18 protein-coding genes are annotated in these 18506 nt (G+C 71.3%); 11 read left to right on the top strand and 7 right to left on the bottom strand.

Annotated elements, in window-relative coordinates:
- Positions 1–14 precede the first annotated feature (14 nt).
- Complete coding sequence (locus J2S41_RS38810; protein ID WP_310375860.1) at positions 15–653, bottom strand: TetR/AcrR family transcriptional regulator; 639 nt, start codon at positions 651–653, stop codon at positions 15–17.
- Positions 654–767: 114 nt separating this feature from the next.
- Here J2S41_RS38810 and J2S41_RS38805 point away from each other — a divergent pair, with 114 nt between their 5' ends.
- Positions 768–1427, top strand: coding sequence for a TIGR03086 family metal-binding protein (locus tag J2S41_RS38805; protein ID WP_310375858.1), 660 nt, complete (start codon positions 768–770; stop codon positions 1425–1427).
- Between the two features lie 133 nt (positions 1428–1560).
- On the opposite strand, the gene J2S41_RS38800 is transcribed toward J2S41_RS38805, so the two are convergent.
- Entirely contained in the window at positions 1561–2526 is a 966-nt protein-coding gene (locus J2S41_RS38800; protein WP_310375856.1) for a lysophospholipid acyltransferase family protein, read from the bottom strand.
- 411 nt (positions 2527–2937) lie between these two features.
- Between J2S41_RS38800 and J2S41_RS38795 the strand changes: the two genes are divergently transcribed.
- The 4 genes from J2S41_RS38795 to J2S41_RS38780 all read left to right on the top strand — a co-directional run bounded on the left by J2S41_RS38795 (position 2938) and on the right by J2S41_RS38780 (position 10342).
- Positions 2938–6624, top strand: coding sequence for a multifunctional oxoglutarate decarboxylase/oxoglutarate dehydrogenase thiamine pyrophosphate-binding subunit/dihydrolipoyllysine-residue succinyltransferase subunit (locus J2S41_RS38795; protein ID WP_310375854.1), 3687 nt, complete (start codon positions 2938–2940; stop codon positions 6622–6624).
- Between the two features lie 84 nt (positions 6625–6708).
- The gene (locus tag J2S41_RS38790) at positions 6709–6888 is read left to right on the top strand and encodes a DUF6104 family protein (protein ID WP_310375852.1); all 180 of its coding nucleotides are present in this window, start codon (positions 6709–6711) and stop codon (positions 6886–6888) included.
- 272 nt (positions 6889–7160) lie between these two features.
- Positions 7161–9248 (top strand): phosphate acetyltransferase, encoded by a 2088-nt coding sequence (pta, locus tag J2S41_RS38785; protein WP_310376865.1) that lies wholly within the window; start codon positions 7161–7163, stop codon positions 9246–9248.
- Positions 9245–10342 (top strand): acetate kinase, encoded by a 1098-nt coding sequence (locus J2S41_RS38780; protein WP_310375850.1) that lies wholly within the window; start codon positions 9245–9247, stop codon positions 10340–10342. Before pta ends, J2S41_RS38780 begins: the two co-directional genes overlap by 4 nt.
- Before the next feature lie 11 nt (positions 10343–10353).
- Here the strand turns inward: J2S41_RS38780 and J2S41_RS38775 are convergent, their stop codons facing one another.
- Positions 10354–10533 carry a hypothetical protein gene (locus tag J2S41_RS38775; RefSeq protein WP_310375849.1) on the bottom strand — a complete coding sequence of 60 codons (180 nt, stop codon included), beginning with the start codon at positions 10531–10533 and terminating at the stop codon, positions 10354–10356.
- 229 nt (positions 10534–10762) lie between these two features.
- On the opposite strand from J2S41_RS38775, the gene J2S41_RS38770 reads away from it, so the two are divergent.
- The gene (locus tag J2S41_RS38770; protein WP_445343950.1) at positions 10763–11683 is read left to right on the top strand and encodes an alpha/beta hydrolase family protein; all 921 of its coding nucleotides are present in this window, start codon (positions 10763–10765) and stop codon (positions 11681–11683) included.
- A gap of 41 nt (positions 11684–11724) precedes the next feature.
- Positions 11725–12642, top strand: a complete 918-nt coding sequence (locus tag J2S41_RS38765) for an alpha/beta hydrolase family protein (protein WP_310375844.1) — start codon at positions 11725–11727, stop codon at positions 12640–12642.
- Positions 12643–12782: 140 nt separating this feature from the next.
- Here the strand turns inward: J2S41_RS38765 and J2S41_RS38760 are convergent, their stop codons facing one another.
- The 3 genes from J2S41_RS38760 to J2S41_RS38750 form a co-directional block, all read right to left on the bottom strand.
- Complete coding sequence (locus J2S41_RS38760) at positions 12783–13736, bottom strand: zinc-binding dehydrogenase (protein WP_310375843.1); 954 nt, start codon at positions 13734–13736, stop codon at positions 12783–12785.
- 87 nt (positions 13737–13823) lie between these two features.
- Positions 13824–14969 (bottom strand): NAD(P)-dependent malic enzyme, encoded by a 1146-nt coding sequence (locus J2S41_RS38755; RefSeq protein WP_310375841.1) that lies wholly within the window; start codon positions 14967–14969, stop codon positions 13824–13826.
- A 193-nt stretch (positions 14970–15162) separates the two neighbouring features.
- Entirely contained in the window at positions 15163–15459 is a 297-nt protein-coding gene (locus J2S41_RS38750) for a S26 family signal peptidase (protein WP_310375839.1), read from the bottom strand.
- Between the two features lie 87 nt (positions 15460–15546).
- Here J2S41_RS38750 and sodN point away from each other — a divergent pair, with 87 nt between their 5' ends.
- Together sodN and J2S41_RS38740 are read left to right on the top strand one after the other, a co-directional pair.
- Positions 15547–15951, top strand: coding sequence for a superoxide dismutase, Ni (gene sodN, locus J2S41_RS38745; RefSeq protein ID WP_310375835.1), 405 nt, complete (start codon positions 15547–15549; stop codon positions 15949–15951).
- A 166-nt stretch (positions 15952–16117) separates the two neighbouring features.
- Positions 16118–16504, top strand: a complete 387-nt coding sequence (locus J2S41_RS38740; protein ID WP_374728311.1) for an ATP-binding protein — start codon at positions 16118–16120, stop codon at positions 16502–16504.
- 4 nt (positions 16505–16508) lie between these two features.
- On the opposite strand, the gene J2S41_RS38735 is transcribed toward J2S41_RS38740, so the two are convergent.
- Entirely contained in the window at positions 16509–16922 is a 414-nt protein-coding gene (locus J2S41_RS38735; protein WP_310375831.1) for a hypothetical protein, read from the bottom strand.
- A 103-nt stretch (positions 16923–17025) separates the two neighbouring features.
- Here J2S41_RS38735 and J2S41_RS38730 point away from each other — a divergent pair, with 103 nt between their 5' ends.
- The gene (locus J2S41_RS38730) at positions 17026–17289 is read left to right on the top strand and encodes a hypothetical protein (protein WP_310375829.1); all 264 of its coding nucleotides are present in this window, start codon (positions 17026–17028) and stop codon (positions 17287–17289) included.
- A complete protein-coding gene (locus J2S41_RS38725) occupies positions 17286–17684 on the top strand; it encodes a hypothetical protein (protein ID WP_310375827.1) in 399 nt (132 codons plus the stop codon). Before J2S41_RS38730 ends, J2S41_RS38725 begins: the two co-directional genes overlap by 4 nt.
- Positions 17685–18506 lie beyond the last annotated feature (822 nt).

Raw genomic sequence — 18506 nt, 5'->3', positions numbered from 1 at the left:
ACATCGCGATATAGCTACGGCTGAGCCGGCCAACGACTGAGTTCACCCGGGCGCGGCGCCGGGCCGGGCAGCGGAGCGCCCTCGCGGTCGGACAGGCCGCGGATCAGCAGCGCGAGGTGACGGCGGCGGAGCTGGATGGTGCGGTGGGCGTCGGCCGCCCGGATCGCGGCGCAGCCCTCCAGGATCAGCGCGAGATCGTCCGCCACCACGTCGGCCCGCAGGCCACCGCCCTCCCGGGCGCGCCGCACCAGGCGCTCGGCCAGCTCGTCGGCCCGCGCGACGGCCTCGAGCAGCTCGGGCGTCGGCGTGAACGTGCCGGCCAGCCGCGCGGTCAGCGAGTGGACGTCCGCGTCGACCACCCGCTCCAGGAAACCGGTCAGCGCCGCCCAGCCGTCCGGCTCCGCCTCGGCGGCCTCCGCCTCCCGGATGAACCGCCGGAGACCGCTCAGGCACAGCTGGCGCAGGAGATCGTCCTTGCCGGTGTATCGGCGGTAGAGCGCGCTGATGCCCACGCCCGCGCGCCCGGCGACCGCGGCGATCGGCGCGCCCGGATCATGCACGAACACGTCTCGCGCCGCCGCGAGGATCACCTCGTCGTTGCGCTTCGCGTGGCCGCGGCGCCCGGAGAGGCCCCGGCCGGATTCATCCGTCACGATCTCACTCTACCACTGGAACGGATCATTCCGATCCGATACGCTTCAGCGGAACGAAGCATTCCGTTCTGAGACGGTGAAGGAAACGAGCCAGCACAAACGAGAGGGACGCTCATGGACGAGCTCGTCGCGCAGACCGGCCAGCACGCACCGCTGCCGTGGCGCGATCTGCTGGCCGACTCCCACACCGCGCTACGGCTGGCGGTGAAGGGCGTGCCGGTCGGCGGCTGGGACCTGCCGACGCCGTGCGCGGAGTGGACGGTCACGCAGGTGGTGCGGCACGCGGTGAGCAATCAGGCCCGCTTCGCCGCCACCATCACCGGCGGCCTCTGGCCTCCCGGCGATCCTTATGCGCCGTCCGCCGCCCCCTGGCCCGATCCGATGCGCGGCACCTCGGAGGCGATCGCGCTGGTCCGGGCCGCGTTCACCACCGTGCCCGACGCGGTGCCCGCCGTGCCGACGCCGCTGCCGTCCGGTCCGATGCCGCCGCGGCTGGCCGCCGGCGCGTGCGCGCTCGACGCCGCGATCCACGCCTGGGACGTCGCGGTCGCCACCGGTCAGCCGTCCCCGCTCACCCCGGAGGTGGCCTTCTCACTGCTCCTGGTGGCCACCGACCTCGTCGAGCCGCTCCGGCCGTACGGGGCCTTCGCCCCGCCGTTCGATCCCATCGAGGAGGCTCGGGCGCTCGGCAGCGCATACACCGGCGACCTTCCCGACGACGACGCCTCGTCCGTCCTGCGCTACCTGGGGCGCAACCCGGCGTGGCGCCCGTGAGCGCACGGAAACGTGAAGCCTCCGGGCCGCGTCGGGCGGCGCCGGAGGCTTGGCGGTGCGGGCGAGGACGGTCATGAGGGTCATGAGGGGCGAGGTGAGCTGCATGGGCGCGGGGCGCCGGTGGACGGGATGGTCAGGCGGCGAGATCCAGGTGGGTCTGGGGAGCCTCGGCGACGGGCGTCGAGGACTGACGGCGGTACGGGCGGACCACGCCCTCCGCGGCGCTGGCCAGCACCTTACGGTCCGCGTCGTTGCCGGGGTGCAGGGCCGGCTCGACCGTGACCACGGCGGTGAGGCCGCGGACCGCGATCACGCGGAACGCGCAGGCGAAAAGGCTCTCGGCGGAGAGGAACGTGGCCACGGTGCTGTCCGCACCCTCCACGCCCTCGCGGTAGCTGAGCCGGATCGGCACCACGACCGCACCTGCGTCGACCGCGGCCTGGAACACCGCGGGCCGCCACCGCCCGGTGAGCGAGTTGTCGGCGCGGTGGCCCGGGCCGTTGGCGTATCCACAGCCGGTGGTGCCGGCCGGGAAGACCGCGACCACGCCACCGTCGCGCAGCGCATCCGCGATCCGGGCGACGGTGCCCGGCAGCATCCGGGGCCGCCGGCGGTCGATGAAGATCGTGCCGACCAGCGAGGCCAGCACGCCGATCACCGGCCAGTGGCGGATGTCGTGCTTGGCGGTCATCCGGGCCGGCGACACGGCCATCAGCGCGACCGTGTCCAACCAGGAGTTGTGGTTGGCCACGAGCAGCGCCCGGCGACGCGGCACGGCACCGGCGCCGCGCACGACCAGCCGGACTCCGGCGGCGCCGAGCACCGCACGGGCCCACCAGCGGCCGGCGACGTGCCGGCCGGTCGAGGTCAGGAAGGGAAGGAACGGCAGGAGTGCGAGACCACCGGTCAGGGCGCCGATCAGCGCCACCGCACGACCGACCTGACGCAGGCCGGAGACGTGCCGATGGAAGCCCGGGACGGGCAGGCAGCCGCTGTCGCAGTTGGACCGTGGCTGAGCGAGCGGGGCGGGCAGCGGCGGGCGCCAGGGCGGCACGATGGCCGGTCCGGGGAGGACGCCCGACGGGTCAACGGTGTCCATGTTCACTGTGTAAGCGGGTGATCCCTCAGCGGCGTGTCGGTAACCCCCGATCTCGATGTCAAGCACATGAACGATGCACGCAAGCGAGATCACCCCTGCGTATGACTCTGTGTCACGACTCAACGGCCGCACCGGAAGACCGGCGGACATACCGCCCGTCGATCGGAGAAACCATGCTGAGCAGGCACGACAAGCATAGGAACCACACGTACGCAATCGAACGTGCACCTAGGGCGAAAAGACCCCAATGCTGTGAATCTCGACACGGACGGATGTCGCCGACATGACCCCGAATCACACGGCGTAGCCTGGGAAACCGAAGTCTGACCCCACGTCAGCTCGCGGCAGTCAACGAATGCCTGTCACCTACCGCGACACAGACAAACCGCTCTGAAAGAGGCGATACCGGCCGTGTCGACCCAGCAAACTTCGCAGGACAATCCCCTGGCGGGCTTCGGCCCCAACGAGTGGATCGTCGAAGAGATGTACCAGCGGTACCTCGCCGACCCGACGAGCGTGGACCCCGCCTGGCACGACTTCTTCGCTGATTACAAGCCGACGGCGGATGCTGGTTCGATCGCGACGCCGACGGAGGCCACCGCGGCCGCCGGCGCCACCTCGGCCGCGCGCGTGGGCACCGATGCCCCCGCGGCCGACAAGGAGAAGCCCAAGGCACAGCCGAAGCCCGCGCCCAAGCCGGCCGCGAAGCCGGAGGCCAAAGCCCAGCCCAAGAAGGAGCCGGCCAAGGTCAGCCCCGGCACCGCGCCGCTGCGCGGCATCGCCGCCAAGATCGTGCAGAACATGGAGGCGTCGCTGGCGGTCCCGACCGCCACGAGCGTCCGCGCGGTCCCGGCGAAGCTGCTGGTGGACAACCGCATCGTGATCAACAACCACCTCGCCCGCGGGCGGGGCGGCAAGGTCAGCTTCACGCACCTGATCGGCTACGCGCTGGTCAAGGCGCTGGCGCTGCACCCGGAGATGAACAACAACTACGTCGAGACCAACGGCAAGCCCACGCTGGTCACGCCGGAGCACGTGAACCTCGGCATCGCGATCGACCTGGCCAAGCCGGACGGTTCCCGCTCGCTGGTGGTGCCGAGCGTCAAGGGCTGCGAGAACCTCGACTTCCGCGGCTTCTGGCAGGCCTACGAGGAGATCGTGCGCCGCGCCCGCCGCAACGAGCTGACGATGGAGGACCACTCCGGCGCCACCGTCTCGCTGACCAACCCGGGCGGCATCGGCACCGTGCACTCCATGCCGCGGCTCACGGTCGGCCAGGGCGCGATCATCGGTGTCGGCGCGATGGAGTACCCGGCGCCGTACGCGGGCATGTCCGACGAGACCCTCACCGAGCTGGGCGTCAGCAAGGTCATCACGCTGACCAGCACCTACGACCACCGGATCATCCAGGGCGCGCAGTCCGGCGAGTTCCTGAAGGTCATGCACGAGCTGCTGCTCGGCGAGCACGGCTTCTACGACGAGATCTTCACGGCGCTGCGCGTGCCGTACGAGCCGGTCCGCTGGGTGCGCGACGTGGCCCGCACCTCCGAGGGCCAGATCGACAAGGCGGCCCGCGTCGTCGAGCTGATCCACGCGTACCGGGTGCGCGGTCACCTGATGGCGGACACCGACCCGCTGGAGTTCGAGATCCGCCGGCACCCGGACCTCGACGTGCTGGAGCACGGTCTCACGCTGTGGGACCTGGACCGGACGTTCCCGGTCGGCGGCTTCGCGGGCAAGCAGAAGATGAAGCTGCGCGACGTGCTCGGCGTGCTGCGCGACACCTACTGCCGCCGGGTCGGTATCGAGTACATGCACATCATGGATCCGGAGGAGCGCCGCTGGATCCAGGACCGCATCGAGATCAAGTACACGAAGCCGTCGCCTGAGGAGCAGAAGCACATCCTCAACCGGCTGAACGCGGCCGAGGCGTTCGAGACGTTCCTGCAGACGAAGTACGTCGGCCAGAAGCGCTTCTCGCTGGAGGGCGGCGAGTCGCTGATCCCGCTGCTGGACGAGATCCTCCAGGCCTCCGCGGAGAACCAGCTGGACGAGGTCGTCATCGGCATGGCCCACCGCGGCCGGCTGAACGTGCTGGCCAACATCGTCGGCAAGCCGTACGAGAAGATCTTCTCCGAGTTCGAGGGCCACCTGGACCCGCGGTCGGCGCACGGCTCCGGCGACGTCAAGTACCACCTGGGCATGACCGGCAAGTTCAACACGCCGGACGGCGAGTACGGCACCACGGTCAGCGTCACGGCGAACCCGTCGCACCTGGAGGCCGTCGACCCGGTCCTGGAGGGCATCGTCCGCGCCAAGCAGGACCGGCTCAACCTCGGCCTGGAGGGCTACACGGTCCTGCCGCTGATGGTGCACGGCGACGCCGCGTTCGCCGGTCAGGGCGTGGTCGCGGAGACGCTGAACCTCTCCCAGCTGCGCGGCTACCGCACCGGCGGCACCGTGCACGTGGTGGTCAACAACCAGGTCGGCTTCACCACCGCGCCGGAGTACAGCCGTTCCTCGCTGTACAGCACGGACGTGGCCCGCATGATCCAGGCCCCGATCTTCCACGTGAACGGCGACGACCCCGAGGCCGTGGTGCGGGTCGCGCGGCTGGCGTTCGAGTACCGCCAGACGTTCAACAAGGACGTGGTGATCGACCTGGTCTGCTACCGCCGCCGCGGTCACAACGAGGGCGACGACCCGTCGATGACCAACCCGCTGATGTACGCGATCATCGACAACAAGCGCAGCGTGCGGAAGGCGTACACGGAGGAGCTGATCGGTCGCGGCGACATCACCGTGGCCGACGCGGAGGAGCAGCTGCGCGACTACCAGGGTCAGCTGGAGCAGGTCTTCAAGGCCACCCGCGACGCGAACACGTCGTCCTCCGGCCGCCGGGCCCGCCCGGACGTGCACGAGCCGGAGCCGGAGGTCGAGACCGCGATCGACGCGGAGACCGTGGCCCGCATCGGTCAGGCGCACATCGAGCTGCCCGAGGGCTTCACGCCGCACAAGCGGGTCCAGCAGCTGCTCGACCGCCGCGCCAAGATGGCCCGCGAGGGCAACATCGACTGGGGCTTCGGCGAGATCATCGCGTTCGGCTCGCTGCTGGCGCAGGGCGTCACGGTCCGCCTCTCCGGCCAGGACTCGCGGCGCGGCACGTTCGTGCAGCGGCACGCGGCCGTGGTGGACGGGCGCACCGGCGCGGACTTCCTGCCGATCAGCCAGCTCGCGGCCGGCCAGGCGCGGTTCTTCGCGCACGACTCGCTGCTGAGCGAGTACGCGGCGATGGGCTTCGAGTACGGCTACTCGGTGGAGAACACCGAGGCGCTGGTCCTCTGGGAGGCGCAGTTCGGTGACTTCGCGAACGGCGCCCAGTCGATCGCGGACGAGTTCATCTCCTCCGGCGAGGTCAAGTGGGGCCAGCAGTCCGCGGTGACGCTGCTGCTGCCGCACGGCCACGAGGGCCAGGGCCCGGACCACACCTCCGGCCGCCCGGAGCGCTGGCTGCAACTGGCCGCGGAGGACAACATCCGGGTGGCGAACCCGACCACCCCGGCGAACCACTTCCACCTGCTGCGCCGCCAGGCACTGTCGCCGAAGCGGAAGCCACTGATCGTCTTCACGCCGAAGTCGCTGCTGCGCCACAAGCTCTGCGTGTCGTCCGTCGCGGACTTCACGAACGGCACGTTCCAGACCGTGATCGGCGACGCCGGCATCACCGACGCGGCGGCCGTGAAGCGCGTGCTGCTGTGCAGCGGCAAGGTCTACTACGACCTGGTGCAGGCGCGCGCGGAGCGGGAGATCACCGACACGGCCATCGTCCGGATGGAGCAGCTCTACCCGCTGCCCGTCGAGGAGCTGAAGGCCGAGCTGGCGAAGTACCCGAACGCGGAGGACTTCGCCTGGGTCCAGGAGGAGCCGGCCAACCAAGGCGCGTGGAGCTTCATCGCGCTGAACCTGCTGGAGCACCTCGACGGCCTGCGCCTGCGCCGCATCTCCCGCCCGGCCGCGGCCGCGCCGGCGGTCGGCTCGGCGAAGCTGCACGAGGCGGAGCAGTCCGCGCTCATCGAGGCCTCGCTGCCGCGCCCGTAAGGACCGCGGCGACCCGCACGAGCACCGCTCCCCGCCACCGGAACAGCCGGTGGCGGGGAGCACCCGTCTGAGGAGCAAAACACCATGTACTTCACGGATCGCGGCATCGAGGAGCTGACCGAGCGCCGCGGCGAGGAGCAGGTCACGCTGGAGTGGGTCGCCGAGCGGCTGCGCGACTTCGTCGACCTCAACCCCGAGTTCGAGACGCCGATCGAGCGCCTCGCCACCTGGCTCGCCCGCCTCGACGACCCGGACGACGAGTAACCGGCGACCCGCACGACCAACGCCAGCGACTCGACGACGAGTAACCGGCAGCCCACGCGACGAACGCCAGCAACCCCGACGACGAGTACCCGGCAGCCCACGCGACCCGCACGACCAACGCCGGCGACCCGCACGACCAACGCCGGCGACCCGCACGACAAACGCCGGCGACCCCCGCCGACACGAAACCGGGGGCCGCGCGTGAGCAAGGTCCCGCGTGACGTTGATCAAGGTCGTAAGACCTGGGTGTTCCGGTGGTCGCCGCGGGTAGGTTGAGCCACGTGGGGCGAAGCGTCTACATTGCCGGGCTCGGACCCGGCGGCGGAAAGTCAACGATCGCGCTCGGCCTGGCCGAGCTGCTCTCCCGGCAGACGCCGCGGGTGGGCGTGTTCCGGCCGCTGGTGGCCGCCCGCGGCGAGGCCGATCCGATGCTGGCGCTGCTGCGTGAGCGGTACCGGATAGACCGGCCGTACGAGGAGCTGTTCGGCACCACGTTCGCGGAGGCCGCGACCATGGTGGCGGCCGGCAACCGGGAGGAGCTGATCTCCCGCGTGGTGGACCGCTACCGCGCGCTGGAGCGGCACTTCGACGCGGTCGTGGTGATCGGCAGCGACTTCGACGACAACGGCGAGCCGGGTCCCGGCCTGCCCCGCGAGTTCGCGTTCAACGTGCGGCTCGCCACCGAGTTCGGCAGCGTGGTGATCCCGGTCGTGGACGGGCGGGACGCGGACGCGGCCGAGGTGGCGTCGGCGGCGCGCGGCGCGTACCACAGCGTGCAGGATCTTGGCGCCACGGTGCTCGCGGTGATCGCGAACCGGGTGCCGGCCGGCACGCCCACGCCGCAGGACCAGACGGTCCCCACCTACGTCATCCCGGAGGTGCCGACCATCTCGGCGCCGACCGTGGCGGAGATGGCCCAGGCGCTGGGCGCGGAGATCCTCAGCGGCGACGCGCGGGCGCTCGACCGGGACGTGCTGGACCTGGTGGTGGGCGCGGCCCACGTACCGGTGCTGCTTGATCATTTGACCGACGGCTGCCTGATGATCACTCCAGGGGATCGGGCCGATCTGCTGGTGGCCGCCGCGGCGGCGCACGCGGCCGGCGAGGTGTCCGTGGCCGGCCTGGTGCTGACCCTCGGCGAGCGGCCGGACGCCCGGGTCGCGCGGCTGATCGAGAGCCTGCACAGCGGCCTGGCCGTGCTCTCCGTGAAGACCGACAGCTACCACACCATCGCGGCCGCCAGCCGGATCGAGTCCGGGCTGAACGCCCGCAACCCGCGCAAGGTGCAGGCCGCGATCGGCGCGTTCGAGTCCACGGTGGACACGGAGGAGCTGGTCCGCAGGCTGGACGTCACGCGCAGCGCCCGCGTCACGCCGATGATGTTCGAGTACGACCTGATCGACCGCGCCCGCGCGGACCGCCGCCGGCTGGTGCTGCCGGAGGGGGCGGAGGAGCGCATCCTGCGCGCCACCGAGATCCTGCTGCGCCGCGGCGTCGCCGACCTGACGTTGCTCGGCGACCCGGACGAGATCCACCGCAAGGCCCGCGAGCTGGGCCTGGACATCGCCGGTGCCGAGTTGCACAACCCGGCGACCAGCGAGTGGGCCGAGGAGTTCGCCGAGACGTACGCGGAGATCCGCAAGCACCGCGCGATGACGCTGGAGCTGGCCCGCGACGTGGTGCGCGACGTCAGCTACTTCGGCACCATGATGGTGTACACCGGGCGCGCGGACGGCATGGTCTCCGGCGCCACGCACACCACCGCGGCCACGATCCGCCCCGCCTTCGAGATCATCAAGACCGTGCCCGGCGTCTCCGTGGCGTCCAGCGTCTTCTTCATGCTGCTGGCCGACCGCGTGCTGGTCTACGGCGACTGCGCGGTCAACCCCGATCCGAACGCGGAGCAGCTCGCCGACATCGCGATCTCGTCCGCGGAGACCGCGGCCCGGTTCGGCGTGGAGCCGCGCGTGGCCATGCTCTCCTACTCGACCGGCACGTCCGGCTCGGGCGCGGACGTGGAGAAGGTCGCGGCCGCCACCCGCCTGGTCCGCGAGCGACGGCCGGACCTGCCGGTGGAGGGCCCGATCCAGTACGACGCCGCGATCGACCCGGGCGTGGCCGCGACGAAGCTGCCGGACAGCGCGGTGGCGGGCAAGGCCACGGTGTTCGTCTTCCCGGACCTGAACACCGGCAACAACACGTACAAGGCGGTGCAGCGCTCGGCGAACGCGGTCGCGGTCGGCCCGGTCATGCAGGCGCTGCGCCGCCCGGTGAACGACCTCTCCCGGGGCGCCACCGTCAAGGACATCGTCAACACGGTCGCGATCACCGCGATCCAGGCCGCCGGAGAGTCGAAGTGACGCGCGTACTGGTGCTCAACACCGGGTCCTCCTCGCTGAAGTACCGCCTCTTCGACGGCGACACCACTGTCGCCAAGGGGCTGGTCGAGGAGGTGGACGATCATCAGACGGCGTTGCAGGAGGTGTTCCGGAGCGAAGAGCTCGAGAACCTCGACGCGGTCGGCCACCGCGTCGTGCACGGCGGCCCGGACTTCACCGAGCCCACGCTGATCGACGACGACGTGGTGCGCACGATCGAGCGGCTGATCCCGCTGGCGCCGTTGCACAACCCGGCGAACCTGGCCGGCATCGAGACCGCGCGCAAGCTGCTGCCGGACGTGCCGCAGGTCGCGGTCTTCGACACCGCGTTCCACAGCACGCTGCCGCCGGAGGCCGCGACCTACGCGATCGACGCGGACACCGCGAAGGCCCACCGCGTCCGCCGGTACGGCTTTCACGGCACCTCGCACGCGTACGTCTCCCGCCGCACCGCCGCGCTGATCGGGCGGGCCCCCGAGGACACCAACGTGATCACGCTGCACCTCGGCAACGGCGCCAGCGTCTGCGCGGTGGAGCGCGGTCGCAGCGTCGCCACCTCGATGGGACTGTCCCCGTTGGAGGGTCTGGTGATGGGCACGCGCAGCGGCAGCCTGGACCCCGCGATCATCTTCCACCTGCACCGGGTGGGTGGCATGTCGCTGGACGAGATCGACGAGCTGTTGAACAAGCGCAGCGGCATGCGAGGGTTGGCCGGCGTCAGCGACATGCGGGAGATCGAGCGCCGCCGGGCGGACGGCGACGGTGCGGCCACGCTCGCGTTCGACGTCTACACGCGACGGATCAAGGAGTTGGTGGGCGCGTACTACGCGGTGCTCGGCCGGGTCGACGCCGTCACGTTCACCGCGGGCGTGGGCGAGAACTCGGCGACCGTGCGCGCGTCCGCGCTGGCCGGGCTCGCCGCGCTCGGCATCGAGGTGGACGGGGACCGGAACGCCGCGCCGGAGCGCGGCGAACGGATCGTCTCCACCTCGGCGTCACGGGTCAGGGTGTGCGTGGTGCCGACCGACGAGGAACTCGAGATCGCCACGCAGGCCCGCGCCGTGCTCGGCGGCTGATCAACCAGGAACTACAGGACAATCCACAGCACGACGGCCACGACCGCGACCGCCGCCACAACCCCGCCGATGATCAGCGGAAGGTTGGACTTGGCGGGAGCGGCCTCGGCCTGCTGCTCCTGCTCCTGACGGTTCATGTAGGCCCGGAACGCCATCGTGCTGCCGCTCGGGTCCTCGTACTCATCTGCCATGCCCCGACGATAGCGAAGCGCTACGACATTCACGCACAGCCGTGCGCCTAGCCGACACGTGGCCCGAAAAAGCACTCCATGGGGCATGTTTACATAGATACCCGTCATACAAAAACACGCACGGTTACGGAGTGCACACTTAAAGTAATGTATCTGTGCGGCCTTGCCGGAACCATCCGTTCGGCCAGGGTCGATGGCCCGCGGCGCCCTTACCGTTCCAGACATGACGATGCGGGGCGCGCGTGCGCTGCTCGCCGCCACCCTGCTGATCGCGCTATCCGCGTGCCAGGCCGCCGAGGCCGTGGCGCCCGAGGCGCTCAGCCGGGCCGTCGGCGTGGCACCGGTCACACCGTACCCGGTCGGCGTCCGCACGCTGGACCTGACACGCGGCCCGAACCGTCCGCTGCCCACCACGGTCTGGTACCCGGCCGACGGCCGCCCCGGCGAGCAGCGCATCCGCCGGGACGCGCGCCCGGCCGCCGGCCGCTTCCCGATCGTGCTGTTCAGCCACGGGCTGGCCAGTTCGCCGCAGCACTTCACGCCGCTGCTCACCCGCTGGGCCGCGGCCGGATTCGTGATCGCCGCGCCCGCCTACCCGTTCACGCACGCGCGCGCCGCCGACTTCCAGCGCTGGGACGTGCGCAACCAGCCCGGCGATGCCGAGTTCGTGATCCAGGACGTGATCCGGCGCGACACGCTGCGCGGTGACCCGTTCAAGGGCCGGCTCGACGTCGGCCACGTCGCCGCGGCCGGTCACTCCGCCGGCGGCTTCACCACGGCCGGCCTGTTCATCGAGGGCCACGACCCGCGGCTGCGGGCCGGCGTGGTGATCGCGGGCGGGGGGCTGCCCGGCACGTTCGCCGGCCCGGAGGCGTCGCTGCTGTTCGTGCACGGCGGCGCGGACCCGGTCGTCGCACCCTACGTGGCGAAGGCCGCCTACGACCGCGTGCCGTGGCCGAAGGCGTTCGTCACGCTGGCCGGGCAGGGCCACGGCGAGTATCTGACGCCCGGGCAGCGCGGCTTCCCGGAGGCGAACAACACGATCACCGACTTCCTGCGCTGGACGCTCTACGGCGACGCGAGCGCCCGCGCCCGGCTCCCGATCGACGCCACGCTCGCCGGCGTCTCCACGATCACCGGGAAGATATAGGAGTTGGTCGAACAGGAGATCCCGCGGGCACAATCGGGCGGGTGTACCGCCGCCGACTGCTCGCGCTCGCCGTACCGCTGATGCTCCTGCCCTCGGGTTGTGCTCTGGGCATCGACGACCGGCCCGGCCTGTCCCGGCCGGCCGCCGCCGACCCCACGCCGGCGGACGCCGGGCCGCCGCCGCCCGGTGTCGCGCCCGCCGAGTCCTTCGCGGTCGGGCGGCGCACGCTGGACCTGGCCCGCGGTGACCGCAAGCTGCCGACCACGATCTGGTACCCGAACGCGGAGACCGGCGAGTTCCCCGTCGTGGTCTTCAGCCACGGCCTGGGCGGGCGGCCGGCCGACTACACGGACCTGCTCACCCGGTGGGCGTCCGCCGGTTTCGTGGTCGTCGCGCCCGCCTATCCGAACACCACGGCCGGCAGCGCGCAGAACGCGCTCGACGTGCTCAACCAGCCGGCCGACGCGTCCGCGGTGCTGACCGCGGTGCTCGCGCTCAACGACGACGACGGCGACCGCTTCGCCGGGCGCCTGCTCACCGACCGGGTCGCCGCGGCCGGTCACTCCGCCGGCGGCATCACCACGATCGGCGAGTTCACCCGCGGCCGCGACGCCCGCCTGGACGCCGGCATCGTGCTGGCCGGCAGCACGCTCGGCGTCGGCACCGGCTTCTCCGGCAAGGAGACGCCGATGCTCTTCGTCCACGGCGAACTCGACCAGGTCGTGCCGTACTCGTCCGGAAAGTCCGCCTTCGACGCCGTCCCGTGGCCCAAGGCCATGCTCACCCTCCCCCAGGGCGACCACGTCGGCGCGCTCTCCGCCGGCAGCTCCTTCGACGTGCTGGCCGGCACCACCACCGAGTTCCTCCGCTGGTCCCTCTACGGCGACGAGGGCGCCCTGGAACGCCTCCCGGAGGCGGCCGCCGAGGGCGACATCGCGGAACTCGACGACCAGTTCTAGAAGCGGACATTCATCTTCCCGCTTCCGGCGGGGTCACCTCCCGCATGCTCCCGCGGGCACCGGTCGTCGCTGGCGCTCCTCCCTGCCGGCGCCGCACCACTCCCGCAGATCCCGCCGCGACTCCCGCCCCCGGGCCGGGCTCAGCGGGTGTGGTCGAGGATGATCTTGCCGAAGACGGTGCCGGAGGCGAGCTTGGCGAAGGCGGCGTCCACCTCGCTGAAGCCGAAGACGGAGTCGACCACCGGGCGGACGCCCGTGGAGGCGAGGAACTCCAGCAGTGCGGACAGCTCGTCCGGGGTGCCCATCGACGTACCGAGGATCTCCAGGCTCATCGCGAAGACGCGGCGGAGGTTGACCTGCGGGAGATGGCCGGCGGTGGCGCCGGAGACCACGATCCGGGCGCCGAAGCCCGCGCACTTCAGCGAGTGGTCGAACGTGGCCGCGCCGACCGTCTCGATCACCACGCCGACGCGCTCGGGCAGCCGGGCGCCGGGCTCCAGCGCGGTCGCGCCGAGCGCGGCGATGCGCTCGCGCTTGCCCGGGTCGCGGCTGGTCGCGTACACCCGCTTGCCCATCGCCACCGCGAGCACCACGGCGGCGGTCGCCACGCCGCCGCCGGCGCCCTGCACCAGCACCGCGTCCGTCTCCGCGACGCGCCCGCGGGAGGTCAGCATCCGGTACGCGGTGAGCCACGCCGTCGGCAGGCAGGCCACGTCCGCGAAGCTCAGCGCGGCCGGCTTCGCGATCAGGTTCGCCGCCGGCACCGCCACCCGCTCCGCCAGCGTGCCCTGGTGGTGCTCGGACAGGATGGTGACCCCGCGCGGGTCGGACGGCGTCGGGACGACCGGGTAGACGACCACCTCGCGGCCGTCCGGCGCGACCCCGGCCGCGTCGCAGCCGAGGATCATCGGCAGTTGCTTCTCGGTCAGGCCGACGCCGCGCAGCGACCACAGGTCGTGGTGGTTGAGCGAACTGGCCCGCACCTCCACGGTCACCCAGTCGTCGCCGGCGGGCTCCGGCTCCGGCCGCTCACCGACCGTGAGGGCGGAGAGCGGGTCGGCGTCGTCGATCCTGGACGCGAACGCGGCACGCATCCCCGCACGCTAGCAGCCGGTACGGGCCGCACGCCCGTACCGGCGCGGCGCACATCTAGTTCTTCGCGGCCGCCGCCACGGCCTCGGCTAGTTCTTCGCGGCCGCCGCCACGGCCTCGGCCACGGCCGGAGCCACCCGCGGGTCCAGCGGCGACGGCACGATCGCGTCCGGGGTCAGCGAGGACGCCACCACGCCCGCGATCGCGTCCGCGGCCGCCACCTTCATCGCGTCCGTGATCGTGCGCGCCCGGGCCGCCAGCGCGCCGCGGAAGACGCCCGGGAACGCCAGCACGTTGTTGATCTGGTTCGGATAGTCGGAGCGGCCGGTGGCCACCACGGCCGCGTAGCGCGCCGCCACGTCCGGGTGCACCTCGGGCGTGGGGTTGGCGAGCGCGAAGACGATGCCGCCGGGTGCCATCCGGGCCACCGCGGTCTCGTCGATCGTGCCGCCGGAGACGCCGATCAGCACGTCCGCGCCGGCCAGCGCGTTCTCGATGCCGCCGGCCAGCAGCGTGCGGTTGGTCATCGACGCCAGCTCGGACTTGGCGCCGCCGAGCCCGGCCCGGCCGCGGTGCAGGATGCCCTTGGAGTCGCAGACCACCACGCGCTCCGCGCGCACGCCGCCCGCGATCAGCATCCTGGTCACCGCCACGCCGGCCGCACCGGCGCCGCTGATCACCACCCGCAGGTCGCCGAGCTCGCGGCCGAGCAGCGTGGCGGCGTTGCGCAGCGCGGCCAGCGTGACGATCGCGGTGCCGTGCTGGTCGTCGTGGAAGACCGGGATCGGCAGCGCCTCGTCCAGCCGCCGCTCCACCTCGAAGCAGCGCGGCGCGCTGATGTCCTCCAGGTTGATGCCGCCGAACGAGGGCGCCAGCGCGGTGACCACGCGGACGATCTCGTCGACGTCCTGGGTGTCCAGGCAGATCGGCACCGCGTCCACGCCGCCGAACTGCTTGAACAGGATCGCCTTGCCCTCCATGACCGGCATGGCGGCGCGCGGCCCGATGTTGCCGAGCCCGAGCACGGCGGAACCGTCGGTGACCACCGCGACCGCGTTCCCGGTCCAGGTGTAGTCGACGGACAGCTCGGGGCGTTCCGCGATGGCCTCGCAGACCCGGGCCACCCCGGGCGTGTAGGCGAGCGAGAGATCCTCGCGGCTGGTCAGCGGCACGGTCGACGCGACGGCCATCTTGCCGCCGCGGTGCAGCTCGAAGACGGGATCGGCGGATGCCATTGGGGACTCCACTCCGTGACGAGACTCGCCCGGCGCGCGCACGCGGCCGAGCAGGAAGAAGACATGCTCAGCCGGAAGCAGGCCGTGGTCAGCGCTGACCGGCGGAGTGCACGGGGGTCACCCGGTGTAGCGGCCGAGCATAGTGCCCGGCCCGGACCCCACGGGTGAGCGGGGTCGAACTCGACAGTAACGGCTATCGGCGCAGAAACGCGGGCTTCGGCCAGTATCGAAATGTCACACGGCCGCGCACGTCGGCCACGCCGTACGCCCGGGAGTCGTCCGTGACCAGTGGATTGTCGCCCTCCAGCCACCACCCGCCGTCCTGCGCGCGCACGGCCCGCTTGATCACCAGCAGCCCCGGCCGGGACCGGAACTCGCCGACCACCACGTCGCCGGGCCGGATCCGGGCGCGCTCCCAGACCAGCACCGCATCGCCGTGCCGCAGTGTCGGCACCATCGACGGCCCGTGCACCAGGACCGGGAGCACCATGCGTTTCACCTCTGTCGGTCGGGGCACGAATGCCAGGAGTAGTGTTCCCCCCGAGGATCATCGCAACTGCTCATCGGAGGAATCCTGATGCGACTCCCGCGCATGTTTACTCCTCGCACCGTTGCCAGCGCCCACTGCGACCTGCCGTGCGGCATCTACGACCCGGCACAGGCCCGCATCGAGGCCGAGTCGGTCAAGGCGATCTGCGAGAAGTACCAGGCCAACCAGGACCCGGAGTTCCGCACCCGGGCTCTGATCATCAAGGAGCAGCGCTCCGAGCTGGTCAAGCACCACCTGTGGGTGCTCTGGACCGACTACTTCAAGCCGCCGCACTTCGAGAAGTACCCGCAGCTGCACAGCCTCTTCAACGAGGCCACCAAGCTGGCCGGCGCCGCCGGCGCCAAGGGCTCGGCCGACCCGGCCAAGGCCGAGGAGCTGCTCGCGAAGATCGAGGAGATCTCCAAGATCTTCTGGGAGACCAAGCAGGCCTGAACGGCCCGCTCGCCGGCCGGTGCACCGCTTTCCGGTGCGCCGGCCGGTTTGCACTCACGACATGCCGGAAAGACCACGCCGGGAAGTTGTGCCTCGGGCACGCGCCGCGGGCGACGGAGACGGTAGAGTCGCCGATCGGGGGGATGGCACGGTGACGGATCTGACGATGGAGCCCACGACCGACGACGTCGTGCTGCTCACGGTGCCCGCGGACGGCGGATACCTCAGCGTGCTGCGCACCGCCACCGCCGGCCTGGCGGCCCGGCTGCACTTCGCGCTCGACGAGATCGAGGACCTGCGCATCGCGGTCGACGAGGCCTGCGCCATGCTGCTCGCCATCGCACCGCGCGGCGCCGACCTGGAGTGCCGCTTCTCGGTCACGGACGACGCGCTCACCGTTCAGGTCAGCGTGCCCACGGTCCGCGGCGCCAAGCTGCCGTCCGAGTCCAGCTTCGCGTGGAAGGTGCTGACCGCGCTCACCACCGCCGCCTCCGCCGGTGCGTCCGGCGGCAAGGCCACCATCACGCTCCTGACCCGCCGCACCGGCTTCTGACCGCTCAGCCGCCGTCCGCCGGGCCGTAGCCGAGCGCACGGGTGGACGGCGGCGCCACGATCAGCGCGATCACGGCCACGCCCAGCACGATGATCGCGATCCCCAGCCAGGCCAGGCCGCCCTGGATCATGTAGTAGCCGATCGCCAGCAGCATCAGCTGCACGACGATGCCCGGCGCGCGCGCACCGCCGCGGTGATGCCCCAGCGCCCGCGCGATCGCGTAGATGACCGCGGACGCCAGGACCGTGAAGACGGTCAGGCTCACCGCCACCCCGACGTCCGACGGCGTCGACGTGAGGTCCTTGAAGACCAGGAAGATCGCGATCGCCCCGACCACCACCGCCTCCGCCTTCAACAGCAGCACCGCCGCCGTCAGCGTCAGCGGCGAGGCCTCGGGGGTGGCGTGCTCAGCGGTCACGGCCCTCACGATACCGGGCTCCCCGCGGGGCCTGGCGGGCGCCGACATAATCGACTATGTTCGACGGCGTACCACCCGGTCCAATGACGACAGGAGCGTCGACATGCCACGAACACACGACGACCAGAGCACACCCCCCGACGAACAGCTCGCGCCGGAGTCCGGCCTCAGGCCCAGCAAGGTCCAGCCCGGCTGCGCGGCAGGCTACGAGGATCTCACCCTGGCCGCGAAGCCCGACGTGACCGACGAGGAGCGGCGGCGCGCCCGCGAGTGGGCACGCCGCGTCCTCCGCGAGGCCCGCGAACGCAACACCCCCGAGCGTCGCGCCGCCCTGCGCGCCCAGCTCGACCGCGGGAGGCCCTCATGATTGACGACAGGCCCATACGCGTCGTTCTCGACGCCACCGCGGTCTCGGCCTACTGCAAAGGCTCGATCGACGTCGGCGAGATTCTCGGCGAGGTCTCCGACGAGGCCGCGGTCGTCGCCCTGCCGGTCCTGTGCGTCGTCGAGGCGTGGCCGGCGGTCGCCGACATCCACCTGCTCGACGTGCTCCTCACCCACCGGCACACCAGGGTCCTCGGGCTCGAGCCGACCGAGTGGGAGAGGCTGTCGGCCGCCTACGACGCCACCGACCGGCTCGACGTCGCCTCGACGGTCGTCGCGTCCGACGGCAACGGGGGCGCGGCCATCCTGACCGCCGCGCCCGACCTCTACGCCAGCTTCTCCGACAACGGCACCGTCATCCCCATCTCGCCGAACTGATCGATCGGCACCGGCCCTACATCGCCCCTCCGGTACGACGCCGGAGCACGGCGGGGTCGTGACAACATCGGCGACGGCCGGCATTGCCCCGGTGTCATCACTCGACGTGACTGCGTCGCATCGGAATGGATGCGCCTTCCGTCGATCACCTAGCGCCAGAGAGCGGTCCCATCGTCCACTCCGGTGCTTCGCACACTCTGTTGATCGGTGCGTTACTCGGTTGCGGGATCGGCGGCATCCGTGCCGCGCCCGGCGGCGGCCGCATTGGGTGCGCCGATGATCCGGCGACAGCGCCCGTGGCGCTTATCGGTGAGCGGACGGTTTCGGTGAGTCCACTTGGGTCATTTGGATCTCGCATTGGATGGGACTGCGATCAGTCGGTTACGCGTCGCAGCCATCGTCCGCACTTTGGTGGCGGATTTTCCCGGAGGTCGCCACCAGTGGGGGCGATCGGGCGTTGAGCTTGCATGACCTGCCCGTATCTGCCGTGCCGGGGCCGACCGGCACCCCGCTCGCCTGACGGTGAGTAGCTCGGCATGCGACAGAAAGTACAGTTTCGCGATGTGCCCGACTCGCCGCGTGTAATCTGCTAGGGAGTGGGTACCCGCCCAATATCAGGCCGGATGACCTAGGTCCGCGTGATCAGGGTCGTGGCGGCCGGCACAAGAAACCGGGCCGGAAATGACGGCAATGCGGCGGGGACCGTACTACATTGACTTTTGACTGTCGCGTGCCGGGTGTCGGAGCAAGACCGAAATTCGGACAAAGAGGTCGTGAGCTAGCTCACCGCTCCCAAGTTTTTCGGAGCGTGCCTCTTGACTT

Origin of the sequence: Catenuloplanes atrovinosus (genome assembly GCF_031458235.1) — a bacterium.
Classification (GTDB): domain Bacteria; phylum Actinomycetota; class Actinomycetes; order Mycobacteriales; family Micromonosporaceae; genus Catenuloplanes; species Catenuloplanes atrovinosus.
The sequence above is the reverse complement of the archived record's forward strand: the minus strand, read 5'-3'. Positions and strand labels throughout refer to the sequence as shown.